The sequence below is a fragment of the Maribacter sedimenticola genome (assembly GCF_900188415.1).
Lineage (GTDB): Bacteria > Bacteroidota > Bacteroidia > Flavobacteriales > Flavobacteriaceae > Maribacter > Maribacter sedimenticola.
In genome coordinates, this window is the sequence record NZ_FZNV01000003.1 from 185,242 (window position 1) to 208,326 (window position 23,085).

15 protein-coding genes are annotated in these 23,085 nt (G+C 38.0%); 4 read left to right on the top strand and 11 right to left on the bottom strand.

From position 1 onward, the window contains the following. Positions 1-81 precede the first annotated feature (81 nt). A complete protein-coding gene (gene argH, locus CHB68_RS10230) occupies positions 82-1,359 on the top strand; it encodes an argininosuccinate lyase (RefSeq protein WP_089260787.1) in 1,278 nt (425 codons plus the stop codon). Here the strand turns inward: argH and CHB68_RS10235 are convergent. Next, positions 1,356-2,237 carry a YihY/virulence factor BrkB family protein gene (locus tag CHB68_RS10235; RefSeq protein WP_089260788.1) on the bottom strand — a complete coding sequence of 294 codons (882 nt, stop codon included), beginning with the start codon at positions 2,235-2,237 and terminating at the stop codon, positions 1,356-1,358. The two genes, argH and CHB68_RS10235, sit on opposite strands and share 4 nt — an antisense overlap. 234 nt (positions 2,238-2,471) lie before the next feature. On the opposite strand from CHB68_RS10235, the gene CHB68_RS10240 reads away from it, so the two are divergent. Both CHB68_RS10240 and CHB68_RS10245 read left to right on the top strand, forming a co-directional pair. Then, positions 2,472-10,127: a BspA family leucine-rich repeat surface protein gene (locus CHB68_RS10240; protein WP_089260789.1), complete on the top strand. Its 7,656-nt coding sequence runs from the start codon at positions 2,472-2,474 to the stop codon at positions 10,125-10,127. A 4-nt stretch (positions 10,128-10,131) separates the two neighbouring features. Beyond that, positions 10,132-11,058, top strand: a complete 927-nt coding sequence (locus tag CHB68_RS10245) for a PorP/SprF family type IX secretion system membrane protein (RefSeq protein WP_089260790.1) — start codon at positions 10,132-10,134, stop codon at positions 11,056-11,058. 16 nt (positions 11,059-11,074) lie between these two features. Here the strand turns inward: CHB68_RS10245 and CHB68_RS10250 are convergent, their stop codons facing one another. The 4 genes from CHB68_RS10250 to CHB68_RS10265 form a co-directional block, all read right to left on the bottom strand. Next, positions 11,075-11,917 carry a pseudouridine synthase gene (locus tag CHB68_RS10250; protein ID WP_089260791.1) on the bottom strand — a complete coding sequence of 281 codons (843 nt, stop codon included), beginning with the start codon at positions 11,915-11,917 and terminating at the stop codon, positions 11,075-11,077. A gap of 75 nt (positions 11,918-11,992) precedes the next feature. Continuing rightward, complete coding sequence (locus CHB68_RS10255) at positions 11,993-12,898, bottom strand: geranylgeranylglycerol-phosphate geranylgeranyltransferase (protein WP_089260792.1); 906 nt, start codon at positions 12,896-12,898, stop codon at positions 11,993-11,995. Positions 12,899-12,909: 11 nt separating this feature from the next. Next, positions 12,910-13,848 carry a mevalonate kinase family protein gene (locus CHB68_RS10260; protein WP_089260793.1) on the bottom strand — a complete coding sequence of 313 codons (939 nt, stop codon included), beginning with the start codon at positions 13,846-13,848 and terminating at the stop codon, positions 12,910-12,912. Positions 13,849-13,988: 140 nt separating this feature from the next. Then, entirely contained in the window at positions 13,989-15,071 is a 1,083-nt protein-coding gene (locus CHB68_RS10265; RefSeq protein ID WP_089260794.1) for a diphosphomevalonate/mevalonate 3,5-bisphosphate decarboxylase family protein, read from the bottom strand. Positions 15,072-15,152: 81 nt separating this feature from the next. Between CHB68_RS10265 and CHB68_RS10270 the strand changes: the two genes are divergently transcribed. Next, positions 15,153-15,626 (top strand): TspO/MBR family protein, encoded by a 474-nt coding sequence (locus CHB68_RS10270; RefSeq protein WP_089260795.1) that lies wholly within the window; start codon positions 15,153-15,155, stop codon positions 15,624-15,626. Positions 15,627-15,644: 18 nt separating this feature from the next. On the opposite strand, the gene CHB68_RS10275 is transcribed toward CHB68_RS10270, so the two are convergent. The 6 genes from CHB68_RS10275 to pgmB all read right to left on the bottom strand — a co-directional run bounded on the left by CHB68_RS10275 (position 15,645) and on the right by pgmB (position 23,076). Continuing rightward, positions 15,645-16,190: a DUF1697 domain-containing protein gene (locus CHB68_RS10275; RefSeq protein WP_089260796.1), complete on the bottom strand. Its 546-nt coding sequence runs from the start codon at positions 16,188-16,190 to the stop codon at positions 15,645-15,647. A 2-nt stretch (positions 16,191-16,192) separates the two neighbouring features. Continuing rightward, positions 16,193-17,467, bottom strand: coding sequence for a BaiN/RdsA family NAD(P)/FAD-dependent oxidoreductase (locus CHB68_RS10280; protein ID WP_089260797.1), 1,275 nt, complete (start codon positions 17,465-17,467; stop codon positions 16,193-16,195). Beyond that, positions 17,467-18,156, bottom strand: coding sequence for a glycerophosphodiester phosphodiesterase (locus tag CHB68_RS10285; protein WP_245838909.1), 690 nt, complete (start codon positions 18,154-18,156; stop codon positions 17,467-17,469). Before CHB68_RS10285 ends, CHB68_RS10280 begins: the two co-directional genes overlap by 1 nt. Positions 18,157-18,219: 63 nt before the next feature. Then, positions 18,220-19,992, bottom strand: coding sequence for an alpha-amylase family glycosyl hydrolase (locus CHB68_RS10290; RefSeq protein WP_089260799.1), 1,773 nt, complete (start codon positions 19,990-19,992; stop codon positions 18,220-18,222). A gap of 56 nt (positions 19,993-20,048) precedes the next feature. Continuing rightward, positions 20,049-22,352: a glycoside hydrolase family 65 protein gene (locus CHB68_RS10295; RefSeq protein WP_089260800.1), complete on the bottom strand. Its 2,304-nt coding sequence runs from the start codon at positions 22,350-22,352 to the stop codon at positions 20,049-20,051. A 55-nt stretch (positions 22,353-22,407) separates the two neighbouring features. Then, complete coding sequence (pgmB, locus tag CHB68_RS10300; RefSeq protein ID WP_089260801.1) at positions 22,408-23,076, bottom strand: beta-phosphoglucomutase; 669 nt, start codon at positions 23,074-23,076, stop codon at positions 22,408-22,410. Between the last annotated feature and the right edge of the window lie 9 nt (positions 23,077-23,085).

Genomic DNA, 23,085 nt, shown 5'->3' on the forward strand with positions numbered 1-23,085 from the left:
AGTTCACTTAGAATTAACATACCATACTGTACGGATAGCATATTTAAATATGATATTTGAACTACTAATTGAAATTGAATTATGAAACTTTGGGATAAAGGATTTAGCACGGATAAAAAAATAGACCATTTTACAGTGGGCAATGATAGGGAGTTAGACCTTCACTTGGCAAAATATGATGTCATAGCCTCAAAAGCCCATGCTAAAATGCTAGGCAAAATTGGTTTGTTGACCACTAAGGAAACCAAGGAATTGGTAGATGAGCTAGATTTAATTGCTGCCAGAATTGAAAAAGGTACGTTTTCCATAGAAAAATCCTTTGAGGACATGCATTCAAAAATTGAATACATGCTTACTTTGAGCCTAGGAGATACCGGTAAAAAAATACATACCGCACGATCAAGAAACGATCAGGTTTTAGTGGCCATGCATCTTTATTTAAAAGATGAACTGAAAGAAATTAAGACAATGACAAAGTCCTTGTTCAACCTTTTAATAGTAAAGGCGGAAGAACACAAGGAGGTACTATTGCCTGGTTATACCCACCTACAAATAGCCATGCCGTCCTCTTTTGGGCTTTGGTTCTCTGCCTATGCTGAAAGTTTAATAGACGACCTATATTTTATAGAGGCCGCTTTTAAAGTAGCGGACCAAAACCCGTTGGGAAGTGCCGCAGGATATGGAAGCTCTTTTGATATAGACCGTAGTTTCACCACAAAGGAAATGGGCTTTGAGACAATGAAATATAATGTTGTAGCAGCTCAAATGAGCCGTGGAAAGGCAGAAAAAGCTGCAGCCTTTGGCTTGGCAAATATTGCCGCAACCCTCTCTAAAATGGCTATGGACATATGCCTTTACATGAGTCAGAACTTTAATTTTATTTCTTTTCCGGACGAGTTGACCACAGGCTCAAGTATAATGCCGCACAAAAAAAATCCGGATGTATTTGAATTGATAAGGGGTAAATGCAACAAACTCCAATCCATTCCCAATCAATTGACATTAGTCATCAACAATCTTCCCAGCGGATATCATAGGGACCTACAATTGGTAAAGGAAATTATTGTACCTGCCATTCAGGATATGAAAGCCTGTATTGAAATACTTACTTTCAGCCTTAAGGAAATACAAGTTAACACTGCTATTCTGGAAGACCCTAAATATGACTATCTATTTAGTGTGGACACCCTTAACGAGCTTGTGCAAAATGGTATGCCGTTTAGGGACGCCTATAAAAAAATGGGTATGGAAATTCAGGAAGGTACATTTTCACCAAAAAGGGATATACATCATACCCATGAAGGAAGTTTAGGTAACTTGTGCCTAAAAGAAATTGCGGAAAAGATGAAAAAGGTCTAGTCCCTTTTCACATATTTGTCCGAATATATTTTGGTGAATTGTGCACCAAATGTAACGATCAAGCTAGAGTACGAAACCCAGAGCATGACCAAAATTATGCTTCCGGCGGCTCCATATGTTGACCCAGGCTCTGCCTTTCCAAAATAGAAAGCCAAAGCATATTTTCCAATTAAAAATGAAAAAGTGGTCAATGCGGCCCCTACTTTAACCGCCTTCCAACGTACATGGGTACTGGGCAAATACTTGAACATTGCGCCAAACAACAAGTAGATAAATGTGAGTGACAATAGAATATCCAAAACAAAACCTAAAGCTAACATGCCTTCTGGCAACAATCTGGACAAATGAGCTGAAAAAGCGGATAAAAATGAAGTAAGTACAAAACTAATAAGCAATAAAAAACCAAATATAAGTATGAAACCAAATCCTTTTAACCGCATGAAAAGTGTAGAAAGTACTTCATTGGTATATTTTGGTTTTGCATTCCAAATATCGTTCAACGCATTTTGTAATTGATAAAATACTCCGGTCGCACCATAAATGAGAACCCCAACCCCTAAAATCGTGGCAATTACGGAGGTATTTTCGCTACCTCTATCTGCAATCATTTCTTGGATAGATTGTGCGGTTTCCGGCCCCATAGCAGATGAAATCTCGGCGAATAATTCTCCTCGCACAATTTCTTTTCCCCATATACCTCCTACCAGTTCCAAAATCAATATTAAAAGACCTGGTAATGAAAGTATAGCGTAATAAGCAATTACGGCACTTATTTGAAATGGTTCTTTAGCCATCCATGCCTTAAAGGTATCTACCATTAACCTTGGTAGATGTCTAAAATTAAATGTAGGTGTATTTAAATCTTGGGTATTAGACATTAAAATTATTTTAGCTGACCCTAAAATATACCATGTTCAAAACCCATACTGATTCTATTGCGTAAAATACTATCCCTTAAGCAATAACGAACCTCATACAATATCCTGATTTTGACCAAGTTCAACAGTATTGTTAAGGTTCACACTTATTATTTGCCCTTACACAACAAATAATTTTAACACTTAGCGTTCATTATCATATTTGATGATAATACATCGTACAAAACCAACAACATGCCTAACTTAACGAAAGTTATATCCCTCATACTTTTATTCATAAGCATAAACCTATCCTCCCAAGAATTTACGACCATTTGGACTACCACCAATAGTAGTTCGGGCTCTTCGGGGAACAGTGAAGTCAGCATTCCTACCAACCCTGCATATACCACATATAATTATAATGTAGATTGGGGAGATGGTACTTCAGATGCCAATGTAACCGGCAATATATTACACACGTATGCCACCTCTGGAACCTATACCATAAAAATCAGCGGTAGTTTTCCCGCTATATATTTTAATGATACCGGAGATAGAAATAAAATCATAGAAATTTTAGATTGGGGAAACATTCAATGGCAAAGTATGGAAAACGCCTTTTTTGGATGTGAAAACCTAAATTTTGATGCTATAGCCGCTCCCGACCTATCCCAAGTAAGCAGTTTAAAAAATATGTTTAGGGAATGTTATTCATTTAACGGAATTGTTAATTCTTGGGATGTGAGCAACGTAACGGATATATCAGGAATGTTTGCAAGTTGCTCCGTATTTAATAGGCCATTGGACAACTGGACGACGAACTTGGTTACCGATATGTCTGAAACATTTAAAAACTGTTCATCGTTCAACGAACCATTGGACAATTGGAATACATCTGCAGTTTCCTCCATGAAAGATATGTTCTATTCCTGTGTGAACTTTAACCAAAACATCAGTAACTGGAACGTTAGTCAAGTTACGGACATGGCCGGTATGTTCGTTGCCTGTAGAAAATTCAATCAACCTTTGGGCAATTGGGACGTAAGCCAAGTTACAGATATGAACTTAATGTTCTTCAGGACCAACGACTTTAACCAGGACCTTAGCTCATGGCAGGTAGGCAATGTTACAGATATGACCCGTATGTTTCACGAATCTGCCATTAGTTATCCTATGAACGACTGGGATGTTGCCAAGGTAACCTCTATGCAGCAAATGTTTGCCGATACCCCAAATTTTAATCAACCTTTGAGCAATTGGGATGTAAGCAATGTTACCAACATGGCCCAAATGTTCCGTAATGCAAGACTTTTTGACCAACCGTTGAATGATTGGGACGTATCTGCAGTAACGACCATGCAATCTATGTTTGCAGGAACTTCATCCCCTACCTCTACGTCATTTAACCAGCCTTTGAACAATTGGGACGTTAACAACGTAACGGATATGAGCTCTATGTTCTACAATAGCACTACGTTCAACCAAAATATCAATAACTGGAACGTTTCATCAGTGACCAATATGTCACAAATGTTCCGCAATGCAGATGCCTTTAACCAACCCTTGAACAATTGGGACGTTAGCAATGTAAGCAACATGCAATACATGTTTCAACAAAATGATGGTTTTGACCAACCCTTGAACGATTGGACAACGAGCAGCCTTACCAATATTTCATTTATTTTTTCCGGTAATTCTATATATAACCACCCTCTCAACAACTGGGACGTAAGTAAGGTAACCAACATGGGAAGCGCATTTAACAATGCCTCCGCGTTTAATCAAAACCTTGGGGTTTGGGATATAAGTTCCGTTACCAATTTGGGTAATATGCTATCTAACAGTGGTATCTCCCAAGAAAATTACGATGCCATCCTTACCGCTTGGTCCAACCAAACGGTACGTACAGGATTAACCTTAGGCGCAACCAATCTACAATATTGTGATGCCTTACCACAACGGCAGAGTTTGATCGATGTTGATGGATGGAACATTTTAGGAGATGCCGTAAACTGCTCTTACGTACTTTGTACGGATATTACCATGCCACATGCCAGTGATACCGCTACTCCTGCAAATAGTGATATACGTTGGGACCCTGCCCCAAATGCAGATGGTTATAGGGTTACCATAGAAGTTGAAAGAGGTGGCACAAGAAGTTATGTAAGTATTAACGGCAACCCTGCAAACAATTATGATATTGGAAATGTAGTGGGCGTAAGTTTCACCAATGAGTTTTTGGCTGGGGATACGGTATTTGTAACCGTAGTTCCGTATAACAGCGAAGGCCCTGCCACAGGATGCCAGGAGATTAGTTTTACCGTTGTTGAAAGTTGGGTCAATAATCCCAATGCGTTTAAATTCACGATTGATACCAGAAATTTAGATACCCAGTCTACGGCCACCAATCAATATAGATTACAATTGTTAAGCAGCTTGGATTATGATTTTAATATAGATTGGGGAGATGGACAATACAACAATAATGTAAGTAGTGATATTACCCATACCTATTTGGCCCCAGGTATATATACCATATCTATTATAGGAGATTTCCCATCATTTTACCATGCCTCCTCCAACAGGGACAACCTTAAATTAATTTCAATGGACCAATGGGGATCGCAGGTATGGGAAAGTATGAGACAAACATTTTACTTCTGTGAGAATATGGAGTATAATGCTACGGATATCCCTAATTTGTCTATGGTGACAGACATGCGAAGTATGTTCAGAAGAGCAACTTTATTCAATACCAACATCAATAATTGGGATGTAAGCAATGTTTCGGACATGAGCGCTATGTTTTACCAAGCATACATTTACAACCAGCCCATGGATACCTGGAATGTAAGTAATGTTACCAGAATGGACAATATGTTTGATACCGCTAATGAATTCAATCAAAATATCAATGGTTGGGATGTATCAAACGTTACCAGTATGTATAACATGTTCTCCAATACGGACAATTATAACCAACCATTGAACAATTGGAATGTATCATCCGTAACCTCTATGCGCCAAATGTTCCAAAGAGCAGATGTCTTTAACCAACCTTTGGATAATTGGGATGTTACATCGGTAACCAATATGCATGAAATGTTCTATGATGCAGAACTATTTAATCAAAATATTGATAATTGGGATGTAGGCAATGTTACCCTTACCAGTGGTATGTTCTATAGTGCTAAAGCATTTAACCAACCTTTAAACTCATGGGATGTTTCTAAAGTAACCAATATGTCATCTATGTTTTATGGTGCCAGTGTATTTGACCAACCGCTTAACAATTGGACCGTAGACAATGTTACCAATATGTCCTCAATGTTCAGCTCTGCAACTTCCTTTAATCAAAATATTGAAAGCTGGAACGTAACCAATGTTATCAGCATGTCCTATATGTTCAATTACGCCACCTCATACAACCAAGCACTAAATAATTGGGACGTAAATTCAGTAGTGAATATGAGTGGCATGTTCAGGGGTACCCAAAGTTTTAACCAACCCTTAAACAATTGGGATGTAAGTGCAGTGGCCAATATGAGCGCTATGTTTGAAGATGCTATTATTTTTAACCAACCTCTTGACAACTGGAACGTAAGTTCCGTAACATTAATGGAGTCCATGTTTGAAGATGCCGAGGCATATAATCAACCTATGAACAATTGGAATGTTTTTGTAGTTACCAATTTTGAATCAATGTTCCAAAATGCTGCAGTGTTCAACCAACCCTTAAATAATTGGAATACCGAAAAAGCCAAAAATATGGCCTCTATGTTTTATGGGGCAAATGCTTTCGACCAAGATATTGATTCCTGGAACGTAACCTATGTAACCACCATGGCAAATATGTTTAGGGAAGCATATGCGTTCAACAGGTCCTTGAACAGTTGGAACGTGGCATCTGTAAATACAATGAGCAGCATGTTCCAAAACGCAACAAGTTTTAATGAAAATATAGCGGGTTGGAACGTTCGTGGGGTCACTACCATGCAAAATATGTTCAATGGAGCTAGCTCTTTTAACCAAAATCTCAATAATTGGCGTGTTTCCGGTGTGGGTAATATGGATTATATGTTTAGGGACGCTACCGCTTATAATCAAGCTATGGATTTATGGAATTTAGGTGATGTAAGTATGCGCTCCGCTTTTTATAATGCAACTACTTTTAACCAATATCTGGGAGATTGGGATATTAGTGGAGTCAATAACATGAACGATATGTTGGACAATACGGCACTAACTAGGGAAAATTACGACAATACCTTAATTGCTTGGTCTGATCAAACCCTTACCAATGGAATTATGTTAGGTGCACAAGGATTACCCTATTGTGATGCCCAAGAAGAAAGATTGTCCATCATGACCAACTTTGGTTGGACATTTGATTTGGATGTTCGCGATTGCCCTATACCCGAGTGTACATTACTGGCGTCCCCATTAAATGGCGATACAGATGTGCCGGTAAATACGAACATTACATGGGAACCCACTTTGTTTGCCCAAGGATATCGATTAACCGTCGGCACCTCTGCAGGAGGTAATGATATCGTGGACAATGAAACCATTATCAACGAAACATCCTATGAATTTGCAACCAATTTCAATACAGGGGATATCATATTTGTAACTTTAATTCCTTTTAACGATGAAGGGGAAGCCGTTGGTCCGTGTACAGAAGAAAGCTTTACCATATCCAATGATCCCGCAACTATACCGGAATGTACTTCCATGACAGCTCCCTTAAATGGAGCCAATGACATTTCCGTAGGCACAGATTTAAGTTGGAACCCCATTTCCAATGCAGATGGCTACCTATTGAATGTGGGTACATCGTCCGGAGCTACTGATATCTTGAACGGATTGGATGTGGGCAATACCATACATTACGAATTTACCACAGATCTACCGGAGGACAGTGATATTTATGTTACTATTACCCCATATAATGATGAGGGCAACGCCACTTGTACAGAAGAAGTTTTCCATACAGAAATAATTCCCGTACCTCCTACCTGTACCAATCTAACACTGCCCCTTAATGGTGCCGTTGATGTTGCTAAAGACACTCATTTGACTTGGAACGCCATAAATAATGCTACAGGATATTTGGTCAAAGTTGGTACCACTGCCGGAGGAAATGAAGTTGTGAACAATATAGATGTAGGCAATGTTACTACCTATGATATTCCTGTAGACCTGCAGGAAGGAAGATTACATTATGTAACGATTACACCGTATAATTTGGAAGGTGATGCCGCTAACTGTACGGAAGAGACTTTTACTACGGGAGATTCCAGTATTCCCCCTTCATGTACCATGTTGACCTCACCTAGCAACAATGCTACCGGTGTTGATCCAAGCACCAATCTAACCTGGGTAGAACAGACCTCGGCTACAGGATATTTACTGACCGTAGGAACTTCATCGGGTGGTTCGGATATTTTTTCCGGAGACGTAGGTAACGTCATTACCTATGATCTAGCAACAGACTTGCCAGAGAATACTACAATTTTTGTTACTATAACTCCTTATAACGACAACGGCAATCCAACATGTAGCGAAGAACGTTTTACTACCAACGGTCCTCCCCAGTGCACAAGCCTATCAAGCCCTGCAAATTTAGCGGTCAATGTACCCGTAGATACAGGTATTGAATGGAATGCTACTGCCGGTGCAGTTGGTTATAAGTTAACGGTAAACGCTAGTATTACTACAGCAAACAATGTTATGGGGCTAGACATATCTTCAGGAACTACCTATAACTTTCCCAATAACTTTGAACAAGGGGAAACGGTTACCGTGACCATTGTTCCTTACAATAGTTTTGGTGATGCGGTAGGCCCTTGTACCCCAGAAAGCTTTACCATTGTTCCACCACCTAGACCAAATTGTACAACGTTAACAGAACCTCTTTCCAATGCGGTAGATGTTAACACGGACACCAACATAGAATGGGCACCCGTATTAGGTGCCGAAGGTTACAAATTAACAGTAACGGCCAGTAACAGTACGGCAAATAATTTAACGGATACCAATGTTACCACAGGTAATTCCTATAATTTCCTCAATGATTTTGAACAAGGGGAAACCGTAACGGTAACCGTAATACCTTATAATACTTCAGGTGATGCCATAGGGTGTAATTCAGAATCTTTTACCATTAAACCTGTACCTAGTTGTACAACCTTAAGCGCACCACTAAATGAAGCTACAAATGTAGATTTGGACACTTCTATTTCATGGAATGCAGTGAGCGATGCAATCGGATATTTTGTATCAGTAACCGCAAGTGCCAGTACTGCAAATAATATAACCGAACTTAAAACTACGGATACCTCGTATACTTTTAATTCCAGTTTTGACCAAGGTGAAACGGTATCCGTACATATTGTTCCTTATAATGAATCAGGAAACGCCATTGGCTGTACTACGGAACGTTTTACCATAGAGTCCGTACCGGTATGTACCAACTTAATATCACCTGTAAATGGTGCAATTGACCTACCTGTTGACCCAACCTTGGAATGGATGCCCATTGATACAGCTGTGGGGTATAGACTTTCAGTAACGGCGAGCAGTAGCACAGTAAACAATGTTATAGATCTTGACATAACTTCTGGCAACACCTATACGGTCCCTAACGAATTTGAACAAGGGGAAACGGTTACCGTATCCATTACACCCTACAACGATGCCGGTGAAGCTATAAACTGCCCAGCAGAAAGCTTCACGATAAAACCAATTCCTAACTGTACCAATCTAAATTCTCCGGAAAATGGCCAAGTGTTGGCACAGGTAAATGAAATATCCTGGAATTCGGACCCTTATGCAAACGGTTATAGGCTAACAGTAACGGCAGATTCTAGCACGATCAACAATGTTGACAATTTGGACATTACAGATACGTCGTACACATTTCCTCAGAATTTTAATGAGGGAGAAACCGTTACGGTTACCATAGTTCCTTACAATGAGCTTGGAAATGCAGCGGGATGCTCTCCCGAAAGTTTTACCATACGCCCTTTACCTGTATGTACCGATTTAATTGCACCATTGCAAGATGGAATAAATATCCCCGTTACTACAGATATAGAATGGAACAATGTGCTTGATGCCGATGGCTATAGAATATCCGTAGGTACAACACCAAACGGTACGGATATTGTTGAAAACGAAGATGTTGCATCTTTGACGAGCTACACGTTCGCAGAAAATCTTCCATCGGAAACAATGATCTATGTAAGTATAATTCCATACAATACATCGGGAGATGCTCAAAATTGCTCGTATGATAGCTTTGAAACCGGCAGGATAGCTCCGGATTGTGCCACAATAGTATCCCCTGCAAATGGGGAACGTGATGTTCCGTTGGAAAGTGTTATAACATGGAATGAAGTAGAAAAAACAGATGGTTATCGTATATCTATTGGTACTTCACCACAAAATAATGACTTGGCGGACAATTTGGATATGGGTACGGAAACAAGCTATACCCACCCTGAAGAATTCCCTTTTGGAACTGAAATCCATGTAACCATAACGGCCTATAATACTGTTGGAGACGCAATGGATTGTGATCAATTTACTTTTACCACTTTAGTACCGGAAGATGATACAAAATACGGATTCTCACCAAATGGAGATGGTATAAATGACTATTGGCATATTGAACATATAGAATATTATCCGCAAAATGTTGTCACCATTTATAACCGTTGGGGCGATATGGTTTTTCAAATTGAAAATTATGATAATGCATCCCACATTTTCTCGGGTACCGCCAATATGAAAACCAAAATGGGAGCGGATATACTTCCATCTGGTACTTACTTCTTCAATATACAAATAGAGGGTGAAACTATTTTAAACAAAACTCAAGGTTTCCTTGTATTAAAGCGATAGTCACATGAAACATTTATATAAAAACATCGCTTTTGCGGCACTACTTTTCATATTTGCCATACATAGCATTTTAGCGCAGCAGTCACCTAGTTTTTCTGAATACAATTATAATCCGTATTTGGTAAATTCTGCTTTTGCCGGATTGGCCCCAAGCGCGGAAATAGGGATAAGCAATACAGGTTTTTTTAATCAAATAGAAGGAAGTCCCACAAGTTTTGCACTTAGTTTTCATAGTCCGTTCAACAGAGGCAAGATAGGACTTGGTGCCGGACTCATAAGGGATGAGATCGGAGTAACCACGTCAACGAGTGCTTTTGCAACCTATTCCTATAAGATTTTCTTTGATACGAAAAAGAATAGGCCCTATTGGCAAATATATACGCCTAACTCACTATCTTTTTCCATCTCTCCTGGTGTACAACAATACCAGGATAATCTATTGGAATTGGGCATAATGAACGATCCTAATTTTGCTATGAACATTAATGCGACCATACCTACGGTGGGCCTTGGTTTTCTTTTAAATCTAGCGGACGTTTATGTTGGCTTGTCCACACCCAATGTAATTGGTGATTTATTGGTTTCTGATGATAATGTGGAAATCAACGTCCCTTATTATGGATATTTGGGATACCGGTTTTTCTCCAATAAATTTGAGGAACTGATGGTCAAGCCCAACTTACTTTTAAAGTATGAAAAAGGTTCTCCATTTCAAGTGGATATGAATGTAGCCGTAAGTTTTAAAAATAAATTTGAACTTGGCACAGGGTATAGGACAAACTCCTCAATAAATTTATTGGCAGGAATTTATCTGTTTAAAAATATAAGGGCCATTTACAGTTACAATATTGCCACGAACAATTCTCCTCTGGGCAATTCCCACGGAATAATTGCTACTTATAGATTTGGCGAAGGGTTCCCTACAGATTAATTAAGAAAACTTAGGGTTATTTGATCATTTTTAGATTAATGATTTCTTGTTGGGTCAAATACCTCCAATGTCCTCTAGGTAAATCCTTTTTGGTCAACCCGCCATAAACGACCCGATCCAATCTTTGAATATTGTAACCCAAGGTTTCAAACAGGCGCTTTACAATTTTATTCCTAGAACTATAGATTTCAATACCTACCTCTCTCTTGGGTGCATCTGCGATATAACTAATGTCCTGCACACGTACGGGTTTTTCATCGACTACAACACCTTCCTGTATCTTCTTTAAATCTGCGCTACGTAGTTCAACATCCAGCACTACATGATAAATTTTGCGCATTCCGTTTATTGGACTTTTCAAAATTTTGGTCATACTACCATCATTGGTAAACAGCAATAAGCCGGTATCTTCCTTTTCCAATTTATCTACCGGTAATAATTTTGATTTCGAAGCACTTGAAATTAATCCAGAAACATGCCTTTTGCCCTTTTCATCCCTAATTGTAGTAACAAAGTCCTTTGGTTTGTTTAGCAGCACATATTCCTTTTTTACAGGGTTCAGTAATTGACCATCAAACTTTACCTCATCTGTCAGTTTTACTTTATAGCCCATTTCGGTAATTGGCTTACCATTGACCGTTACATTACCTGCAGCAATGTAAATGTCCGCGTCTCTACGTGAACAAACACCAGAGTTGGCCACATATTTATTTAGACGTATAGAATTTGGATCGGAGGGCTTGTTTGGTGTAACATTCTTTTTAATTGGCGCATTGCCACGTGCGTAGCTTTTTTTCTTGAAATTACCACCCTGTCTACCTGAAGCCTTTTTTCCCCTACTTGAATCATCCCTACTCATAACTGTACCAATTTTATGCAAAGGTAGCAAATTGCACTACCGTTCAAATTTTTATCTTCAACATAATCCTAGGAACTACAAAATTCTATTGAGTACCAAGTCAATATCTATTAACAATATACTAAAGACCCCCGCTACAATGATAAGTTTTAGAATATTATGCAACCATACATAATCTTTCTTGTTCTTTGATTTCAACAACAAAAAAATGAACAAAAGAAGTAATCCTATACACCCTATAAAGTAAAAGTTCATATAACCAATATCAAACTTGAATATCAATAATAATGATGGCAATAGGGTAAATAAAATTAAACATGTAATGATCGTTTTAGAAATGTTAGCCCCATAAATTATGGGTATAGTACTATAATTTTGCGCAACATCACCAGAAATATTTTCTAGATCTTTTACCATTTCACGTGCCAAAATCAGTAAAAAAAGAAATATGGCATGGACAAAAATTACATTCTCAAAATTTTTATAATATACAAATACCACAAAGAACGGTGTTATGGCCAACGTAGCGGAAATAAAATTTCCCAATAGGGGAACTCTCTTAAGTTTATGGGAGTATAACCAGATTCCAAAAATATAGGATGAAAAAAAGAATACGGCCCTGAACGAAACATAACTTGCCGCAATAACCGCCAAAAAGTTCAATACGAAATAAGTAGTCAATTTAAAGCGTTGGCTCACCAAACGATCCAACATACTTTTTCTTGGTTTGTTGATGAGGTCTTTTTCTGCGTCATAAAAATTATTAATGATATAACCTGCCGCAATGACCATGGCAGATGCCATGACGATAACCAATAAATTTACATCAAAAACCACTTGTCTTAAAGGTAAATCTGGCGCCAAAATATAAATAGAGGCTAGATATTGCGCCAAGGCAATCACCAAAATATTATAGCCCCTTACTACCGAAAAAAGACTCAGTACCTTTAAAAGTAAGAGTTTGTTTTTTCTATTGAGCATTTTGGTACGTCCTAAAAATTATAAACGACCTCTAGTTTGTAGTCCTTAAGTGCAGTTTGTGCTTTTTCAAAATCTTCCGTAAAGCCTAAAATATATCCTCCACCTCCAGATCCGCATAATTTTAGATAATATTCATTGGTCTCTATCCCTTTTTTCCACAGTTCATGAAATTTTACTGGAATCATAGGTTTAAAGTTATCCAAAACAACATGGGACAATTGTTTTAAATTACCGAACAATGACTTAATGTTGCCACTCACAAAATCCTCTACACAGGCATCTGTATGCTTAATAAATTGATTTTTGAGCATATTACGGAAACCATCATTCTTCATTTGCTCCATGAATATCTGTACCATAGGTGCAGTATCACCAACAGTACCGCTATCCAGTAAAAATACGGCACCCTTACCTTCACTGTTTTGGGAAGGTATACTGGTAGATTCTATATTATCCTTGGAATTTATAAGTATAGGTAAACTTAAATAACTATTCAATGGGTCTAGTCCAGATGATTTTCCATGGAAAAACGACTCCATAGCCCCAAAAATAGATTTAAGTTTTAAAAGCTTTTCCCTGGTAAGATTTTCCAGCACCGTAATCTTATCCTTGGCATATTTATCATAGATTGCGGCTACCAAAGCACCGCTACTACCTACCCCATACCCTTGTGGTATAGAACTATCAAAATACATTCCGGATGAAATGTCGTTTTTAAGCAGTTGCAAATCAAATGTCACAAAATCATCATCATTTTCTGAAAGTTCTTCCAAATAATCTGCAAAGGCAGCTAAACTTTTATTTGATTTCTCTGCTTCTGGTGATAGAACGGAATCAGATTTTAAAGCGCCATTATAAAAATTATAAGGTATAGATAATCCTTTGGAGTCTTTAATGATTCCATACTCCCCAAAAAGAAGAATTTTTGAATAAAATAATGGTCCTTTCATATGTAAAGTCTTGGCAAATATCTAAAAAACTAACCAAATATGATCAAAGATTCAGTTAAAGTTTAACCTTTTACCTAAAAAGGTTAAACAAAATATATATGATATATTATACATAACGTCTGTACAACCTTAAACGTATATTACTTTTTTTTTGCTCCTTGACCTATTTGGTCGCAAATATACTGTCCGTTTTGACAAAAAGGAACTAATTTCTCCTTAATGAAAGAAAACACCTTATCTTTTTCATTTTCAGGGTATAATACATGCACATTAGCTCCTGCATCCAATGTAAAACAAACATGTGTCTTGGAGGTTTCCCTAAATTCCCAAATTGCATTAATAATAGAAAGTGTATTGGGTTTCATTAATATAAAATACGGGTTACTGGTCATCATCATGGCATGTAGGGTAAGCGCCTCACTTTCTACAATGTTTATAAATTCCTTTATATTACCACTTTCCAACACTCCTATAATTTTTCCTAAATTATCATCTGCCTGCTTAAATCTATTTGCAGCAAAAGGATGGCCGTGCATTAAATCATGACCCACTGTACTGCTAACCTGTTTTTCACCTTTATCAACCAATAATATGGTATCGTGAAAATTATTAAAAATGGGGTGTACGTCATAGGGAAAAGGAATTCCATAAAGATCGGAACTACTTTCTATAAAATTACTTTTACCCCATTGCACCAAAGGTCCGTTTATGCTTCTACATGCACTACCAGAACCCAATCTGGATAAAAAAGATGCTTTTCTGTCAAAATAATCATCTGTCATATTTTTAGTAAAACTTCGTTCCATCTCCATGAGGCACAAGGCCAGGGCAGACATTCCACTTGCAGAGGACGCAATACCGCTACTATGCGGAAAAGTGTTGCTGGTATGTATTGAAAGCCTATACTCCAACAAAAAGGGCATATAGGTAATTATCCGCTTAAAAAAGGTAGTTATCTTCGGCTTAAATTCCTCTTTGGGCAACCCTTCAAAATAAAGATCGAAAGAAAAATCCGAAGCCTTTTTCCCTAACTTTACATATTCAATTTTTGTTGTGGTAGAGCAAGCATTGAGCGTAAAACTGATTGATGGATTTGCCGGAATTTGATTTTCCAGCTTGCCCCAATATTTGATCAAGGCAATATTGCTAGGTGAAGTATACTGAACAATACCATGATCTTTATCTAAATTTAACGTATCGGGAATAAAATCTGTTTCAATCATTGAATATTCTCTTTGCGCAAAGATAGTTTTTAGGACCGTCAATTAAAATAAATCCTTATTTTAGAGCTAAACACCTACAGATTGAAAAGCAAACTTACCTATGTAACCATTGGCATATTAGTATGCTTAACCATTGGCTTTCTTGCTAGTGTAGCCACCCAAAGTTCTGTAAATACGTGGTACACTACATTGAACAAACCCGCATTGAACCCTCCAAACTGGGTATTTGCCCCTGTATGGACCGTTCTTTATATATTTATGGGTATTTCAGCTGGTTGGGTTTGGGCCAAAGGATTTTACCACAAATGGGTGAAAACCGGCCTCTATCATTTTGGCTTTCAATTGTTATTAAATGCCTTATGGAGCATTATCTTCTTTGGTCTAAGACAACCATTTTTAGGTCTTTTGATCATCATAACCCTTTTAATAGTATTACTATTGACTATTAAATGGTTTAAATTGGTAAGTAAACTTGCCGCTATATTGTTGGTACCTTATGTGCTATGGGTTTGTTTTGCCACCTATTTAAATTATAGTATTTGGATATTAAATTAGATTGACTGCACCCACTACCTATTGTTCTTTGGCCATTGCCAATAATTTATGCATAGTCCTATAATTTCTTGTGGTCGCCGTAATGTTCAACCGTTTCTCAATTAAATTGTTGTTCAATTTTGCCTTTCCATAACCTTGGTTACACTTAAGATAGATACAGTTTTCCTCTACTTGAAATGTTTCATTTTGAAAAGATTCTAATTTGAGCTCATTTACCCTCTCAATAGCGGGTTTTTGAAATGGCAAAACAAAATATACCCTATTCCCCAAAATCTCCTTTTCATCTACATATGGATTTTGCTGTAGTATTTCCGTTACTTCGTTTACCGTTTTTACTAAAACAGGCACATCAAAACCAAATTTGTCGGCAATGGCCTTTGCTAACTGAATATTTAAAAAATTAATATTGGTTTCTTGACATTTAAAGACCATATTACCGCTTTGAATATATGTCCTTACATCCTGGAATTCCAAACCTGAACATAACTCCCTTAATGATTGCATAGCCACTTTCTTTGTGCCACTTACATTAATGCCCCTTAAAAAAGCTAAATAAGTATTCATTCCTATTTTTTATGTCCCATATTGTCCACTACCCCTTTTGCGGCCAGATAACCCCCGGTCCAAGCATTTTGAAAATTAAATCCACCCGTAATGGCATCCACATTAATGATTTCTCCAGCAAAAAATAAATTAGGTAATAGCTTACTTTGAAAATTTTTAAAATTGACCTCTTTTAAATCCAAACCACCTGCGGTCACAAATTCTTCCTTGAAAGTACTTTTACCATTAACCTGGTATACCCCTTTTGTCAATTGCTCGGCAAGGGCCATCAATTGTTGTTTAGAAACTTCTGGCCAAGTAATCTCATCTGCAATATGCGCAGCTCTCACTAAATTCACCCATAACCGTTTGGGTATCTCCAATACTTTGGTCCTTAAAACAGTTTTCTTCTCTACTTGTTTTACTTGCATAAACAATTCCAAAAGTCCATTTTGATGATATTCCGGAACCCAATTTACCTGTATCTTGAATTGATATCCATATTGCTCAAGAACCCTGGCTCCCCATGCGGACAATTTTAAAATAGCGGGGCCACTCATCCCCCAATGGGTAATCAGCAAAGGACCATCCGTAGAAAGTAACGTATTCAATTTATTCTTGGCTACAATTTTCCCCTGTTTTCTTTTGGGCAAAACCTCTACCTCAGCATAGGTAGAAACACCTGGTATATTGGCAATCCGTTCATCCTTTATATTGAAAGTAAACAGGGACGGCACCGGTGGTATTATGGTATGCCCTAAATCTTTGATCAGCTTCCAAATTTTAGGGTTGCTACCCGTAGCCAATACCAGCTGCTTGGCTTTCAAATTTCCGCTAGTTACCAATACATTCCAATATGCACCTTCATCACTTTCTTCTTGTACCAGCCCAGTAACCGAGCATAGTGTCTTGACTTCAATCCCCAAGCGTTCAGCTTCGGAAAGAAAACAATTTATTATGGTTTGGGAACTATCTGACTGCGGAAACATTCTACCATCATCCTCAATCTTTAAGGCCACCCCTCGTGATTCAAAAAAACCTACGGTATCACCACTGGCATATTGATGAAACGGACCTAACAATTCTTTTTCCCCTCTGGGATAATTCTTACTTAGCTCGCTAGGGTTAAACTCCGCATGGGTTACATTACACCTGCCCCCACCGGATATCCGCACTTTGGTCAACACTTCCTTGCCTCGTTCCAAAATTGCTATTTTCGCTGCTGGCAAGGCCTCTGCAATATGAATGGCCGTGTAAAAACCGGCCGCGCCTCCCCCTACGATCAGTACATCGTACATTAGCGAACCCGTTCAGGAAAATTGGTGATAATACCATCAACACCAATTTTTTTCATAGCAGTAATATCTTCAGGTTCGTTTACGGTCCAGGTATAGATCTTTAGTCCCGCATCATGAATTTTATTGGCCATTTCTTGATCTAGTTTTTCAAAAAAGGGATTTATGGCCACTGCATTCAATTCTTTTGCAACCTCTATGGCATCCTCTGGATTATCCTCTGTAAGAACAGCAATGTCTATTGTTGGATTGTGTTTTCTCATTTCCCTTAATTCATCCCAATTAAAACTTGAAATCAAAAAATTATCCGGTGACCAGTTTCGTTGTTCAATATAAAAATTAGTAATGAAGTTAACCTTATCCGCCGTGCCGGCCCCTTTTAATTCTATGTTCAACGCAACTTTGTTATCTATAAGTTTTAATACATCTTGCAGTGTAGGAATCTTATGCCCACCATCCACGATCAATTGATGAAGCTGTATAATGTTATATTCCTCAATATTACCAGGGCCATTGGTCAATCTATCTACCGTATCATCATGAAAAACTACAATTTCTCCACTTTTTATCTTAAAGACGTCTATTTCTATCATATCTACCCCAAGATCCAATGCTTTTTGTATGGATGGCAGTGTGTTTTCAGTTTCATGCCCCATGGCTCCTCTATGCCCTATGACCAGCGGTTCTTTCATATTACAGGATATTAATGATGTGCAAATCAACAAAAAGATTAAAATCTTATTTAACATAACGTCTTATTTTAATTCAAAAATAAAGGATTCCAACGGATTTAAATTGACAGCTATATGACCCTCGCCGCTTCTAATCTCCAATTGATGCTTACTTCCATATAAGGTATCTATCAAATCATAGGATTCTCCCGTCAACTGCCACTGATTTACAACATCTACGGGAAGTTTTAAATCAAAGGTAAAATGTTCGTGAACATCAAAATTAACGACCACAATAAGTTTTTGATTGGAAGACCAGCGCACATAGGAAAGAACTCTATGGTTATAATTTTCAGTAAGTTCCTTATTATAAAAATGAATTTCACGGTAATGCCCCATTAAGGCATCACTCTGTATGGTGAAGTTTAACAACCTCTTATAAAAATCGCGCAAATCCGCTTCATTTTTATTGAGCTGTCCACCGTCAAATTTTTTATCGTTTACCCACCTTTGATGGTGCGGAACACCAATATAATCAAAAATAGATGTTCGTGACGGACTACCAAAACCAGCATGTTCGGCCGCAGGTTCCCCAACTTCCTGTCCAAAATAGATCATTGTTGGCGATGTCCCTATTGTTGCAGATACGACCATTGCAGGTTTCCCAATTTCGGCATTGCCTACGAATTCCGGACTTGCTATTCGTTGTTCATCGTGATTTTCCAAAAAATGAAGCATATGGTGTTCTATATCCTGAAGGCCGTTTTGAACCACCGGCAGGTGATCGGACCACCCGTAACCTTTCATAATATGCTTTAAGCCATCATAAAAGTCCACCTTGTCATACAAATAATCCATTTTACCCTTATGGATGTATGTCCTGTACAAATCCGGATTATAGACTTCTGCCATTAAAAATGCATCTGGATTTTTCATTTTTATGGATGAATTCATAAAACTCCAAAATTCAACAGGTACCATTTCTGCCATATCATACCTAAAACCATCTACACCCATTTGTAACCAGTACAGTGCTATATCCCTAAATTTTCTCCATGAACTGGGTACGGTTTTCTTTTTCCAGTAATTAAAATGCTCTTTATAATCCTTTTCCCCATAATCATTGGGCAACATATCAAAATCCAAAGCTCCATCTGGACTTACCCCGTAATTTATACGTACAGTTTCATACCAATCGTTCATGTCCGGTTGTGGACTTCTTGATCCGTTACCTGTCCATTTTGCGGGTACCTCAACCAAAGTGGCATTAGGTATGTTTAGGGTATCGCCGCCCAAAGGCCTATACCCATCTCTCCATACGGGATGTTGAAAGGTTGAACCCGGTATATAATAGAAATTGTTATCCTTTTGGTATTGAACAGATGTATCGTCACCAAAACCAAAATCGGTTACACCATTTGGGTTCGTTATACCTTCATACCTTCTTGCAACATGATTGGGCACAATATCAATAATCACCTTCATGCCCGCATTATGGGTACGCTCAATCAAAGACTTGAACTCTTTTAACCTATTGGATGGGTCAATTGCCAAATCTGGGTTAACATTATAATAATCCTTTACTGCATATGGTGAACCAGCTCTCCCCTTTACCACATTGGGATCATCATTAGAAATACCAAATTCGGTATAATCATTAATTACTGCGTGATGTGGAACCCCAGTATACCAAATATGTGTTACACCCAAATTTTTAATCTCTTTCAATGCCTTTTTGGTAAAATCCGCAAATTTACCAACGCCATTTTCCTCAATGGTACCCCAAGGCTTATTAGCGGTTTCAGTGTTTCCAAAAAGTCTTGTAAAAACATGGTAAATAACGATTTTCCTATTCATTGACACAATATCATATTTCTTGTCCTTTCTAATTATAAAGTATAGACCTACCGTTTTTAAACAGTAATAATCTCATCTGGATAAAGCACCACCTTTTCACCATTGACCCTTATTGAAACTTCCTTAGAACCTGACAATTGAAAGGTTACGGCCTTGGCACTAACATGAACCTTAATAATCCTGTTTCTAAAGTTCACCTTAAAGGAATATGCATTCCATTGTTCCGGTATTTGTGGCTGAAAGGATAATTTATCATTGATTATCCGCATACCGCCAAAACCTTCAACAATGCTCATCCAGGTACCTGCCATTGATGTTATATGTAACCCTTCCTCGACTTCCTTATTATAATCGTCCAAATCTAACCTAGAAGTTCTCAAGTAAAAATTATAAGCCTGTTCCATTCTACCCAACTTTGCAGCTTGTATACTATGCACGCAAGGAGACAAGGAAGATTCATGTACGGTAAACGGCTCATAAAAATCAAAATGCTTTTGTAATTGTTCCAAGGAGAAATCTTCTTCAAAAAAATAAAATCCCTGTAGGACATCTGCCTGTTTAATATAGGGCGACCTTAAAATTCTGTCCCAGCTCCATTTCTGGTTTATGGGCCTATCGGTTTTAGGCAAATCGTTCACTTTTACCAGATGTTTGTCCAAAAAACCATCTTGCTGTAAGAACACTCCATATTTTTTATCGTATGGAAAGTACATGTTGTCAGCTACCTTTTTCCAAGATTCGCATTCCCTATCCGTGAGTTTGGTCTTTCCAATAATACGATGGTAATCATCCGGATATCCATTCTTTACTTTATCCAATTGTTCCAACGTATAATCAATACACCATTTGGCCAAGTAATTTGTATACCAATTGTTGTTCACATTATTCTCGTATTCATTAGGGCCGGTAACACCCAGCATGACATACTTATTTTTATCCTCGGAAAAATTGACCCGCTGATGCCAGAACCTTGCTATACCTATCAAGACCTCCAGACCCATTTCCGGAATGTAGCTATAATCACCGGTATACCTGTAATAATTGTATATAGCAAAGGCTATTGCCCCATTTCTATGGATTTCCTCAAAGGTTATTTCCCACTCATTATGGCATTCTTCACCATTCATGGTCACCATAGGATAAAGAGCCGCACCATTGCTAAACCCTAATTTTGTAGCATTCTCTATTGCCTTCTCTAAATGGTTATATCTATATTTCAACAGTTTTTTGGCTACCTTATCATCTTTTGTAGCCATGTAAAACGGAATGCAATATGCTTCTGTATCCCAGTAAGTACTACCTCCATATTTTTCTCCCGTAAACCCTTTTGGACCAATATTCAATCTAGAATCTGTTCCTAAATAGGTTTGGTTAAGTTGAAAAATATTGAAACGAATACCCTGCTGCGCCTTAACATCTCCTTCTATGACGATATCGCTCATTTCCCAAATAGATGCCCATGCTTTTTTCTGTAGCTCCAACAAACCTTCAAATCCCAAAGAGGTGGCTTTATCAAGAACTGTATTGGCAGCGGTCACAAGCTCGTTTGCCTTATGATTTCTGGAGACGGTATACCCGCCAAATTTTGTTATTGTAATGGTTGTGCCCGCAAGTACCTTTTGCTTAAACTCCAAGGAGGCATAGGTTTCGTTGCGCTTAGCGACCTCTCCGGTGATCTGCTTACCGTCATATTGCAAAGTAGCCTGCATAAATGTACAGGTCTGAAAATTAGTTTTCATGGTATGCGCCTCTATAAAGGCCCTGTCACCTATAATGGAAGTGTTGGTGGTATTCCAAAATTTATCGTCCCAGTTACTATCCTCATTGGTTATACCACTATCCAAATAAGGTTCAAAAACAACTTCCGCATTGGCCTTTAGAACCTTTATTGAATATGAAATTGCACCTACTTCATCTATATCCAAACTTAAGAAGCGCCTTACCGTTACTTCAATCTCAATATTATTTGAAGTAACCGCTTCAAAGCTTCTGGTATAACAACCCTCTTTCATGTTCAGCTCCCTTCTAAAAGCCGAAATCTTTTTACAGGTAGACAGATCTAGCTCCTGTTCATTAATGTAGACCCTGATTCCTATCCAATTTGGTGCATTGAGCACTTTTGCAAAATATTCCGGATATCCGTTTTTCCACCAGCCTACACGTGTTTTATCAGGATAATACACCCCGGCGATATAACTACCTTGGAATGTAGCACCGGAATAGCTTTCCTCAAAATTGGCCCTTTGACCCATTGCCCCATTTCCTATACTGAAAATGCTTTCTGAAGATTTGACATTTTCCTTATCAAAACCCTCTTCAACAATGCACCATTTATCTGCCTTTATATAATTCTGATTCATACATTTAAATTGATTAGTCCGTAAAATTAAGTGAACTTTATACAGATATCCCTATCTACTTTGCAAGATTTTTTTGCACCAGAGATGCAATGAAATCCGTACCCATCTCCGTGAAATCCTTAAAATTATAGTGTGCTTCGCTGAGCACATTTTCCTCTCCTATACCTATACTGGTCATATTGGCACGATTTGCCGCTTCAATACCCGCAACCGCATCCTCAAAAACTACACAGCCTAATGGATCAACCTGTAAACTACGCGCCGCAATTAAAAATACTTCTGGATCAGGCTTGGCCTTCGTTACCTGGTTCCCGTCCACAATACTGTCAAAATACGACAAAAGGCCTACCTTCTTTAATATGGGCCTGGCATTTTTACTTGCAGAGCCCAATGCAATTGGAATGTTCTTATCCTTTAAATAATCTAATACGCGCGGTACATCCGGTAGAATTTCACTGGAGTCCATGTTTTCAATATAAGCTAGATAATCAAGGTTCTTTTCAACCATCCAAGTATCAAACTGTTCTTGGGTTGCTTTGATTTGACCAATATCCAGCAATATTTCCAAACATCTTTTTCTACTTACTCCCTTAAAAAGTTCATTTTGCTCAACCGTAAATTCAAATCCCAGTTCATTGGCCAATTTCTTCCAAGCCAAATAATGATACTTGGCGGTGTCTACGATAACTCCGTCCAAATCAAAAATAAATCCTACTTTTTTCATAACTGCAAA

Excerpts from the sequence above, each read along its gene's own strand:
- argH (WP_089260787.1), top strand. The coding sequence starts at position 82 with ATGAAACTTTGGGATAAAGGATTTAGCACGGATAAAAAAATAGACCAT.
- CHB68_RS10235 (WP_089260788.1), bottom strand. The coding sequence starts at position 2,237 with ATGTCTAATACCCAAGATTTAAATACACCTACATTTAATTTTAGACAT.
- CHB68_RS10240 (WP_089260789.1), top strand. The coding sequence starts at position 2,472 with ATGCCTAACTTAACGAAAGTTATATCCCTCATACTTTTATTCATAAGC.
- CHB68_RS10245 (WP_089260790.1), top strand. The coding sequence starts at position 10,132 with ATGAAACATTTATATAAAAACATCGCTTTTGCGGCACTACTTTTCATA.
- CHB68_RS10250 (WP_089260791.1), bottom strand. The coding sequence starts at position 11,917 with ATGAGTAGGGATGATTCAAGTAGGGGAAAAAAGGCTTCAGGTAGACAG.
- CHB68_RS10255 (WP_089260792.1), bottom strand. The coding sequence starts at position 12,898 with ATGCTCAATAGAAAAAACAAACTCTTACTTTTAAAGGTACTGAGTCTT.
- CHB68_RS10260 (WP_089260793.1), bottom strand. The coding sequence starts at position 13,848 with ATGAAAGGACCATTATTTTATTCAAAAATTCTTCTTTTTGGGGAGTAT.
- CHB68_RS10265 (WP_089260794.1), bottom strand. The coding sequence starts at position 15,071 with ATGATTGAAACAGATTTTATTCCCGATACGTTAAATTTAGATAAAGAT.
- CHB68_RS10275 (WP_089260796.1), bottom strand. The coding sequence starts at position 16,190 with ATGAATACTTATTTAGCTTTTTTAAGGGGCATTAATGTAAGTGGCACA.
- CHB68_RS10280 (WP_089260797.1), bottom strand. The coding sequence starts at position 17,467 with ATGTACGATGTACTGATCGTAGGGGGAGGCGCGGCCGGTTTTTACACG.
- CHB68_RS10285 (WP_245838909.1), bottom strand. The coding sequence starts at position 18,156 with ATGAAAGAACCGCTGGTCATAGGGCATAGAGGAGCCATGGGGCATGAA.
- CHB68_RS10290 (WP_089260799.1), bottom strand. The coding sequence starts at position 19,992 with ATGAATAGGAAAATCGTTATTTACCATGTTTTTACAAGACTTTTTGGA.
- CHB68_RS10295 (WP_089260800.1), bottom strand. The coding sequence starts at position 22,352 with ATGAATCAGAATTATATAAAGGCAGATAAATGGTGCATTGTTGAAGAG.
- pgmB (WP_089260801.1), bottom strand. The coding sequence starts at position 23,076 with ATGAAAAAAGTAGGATTTATTTTTGATTTGGACGGAGTTATCGTAGAC.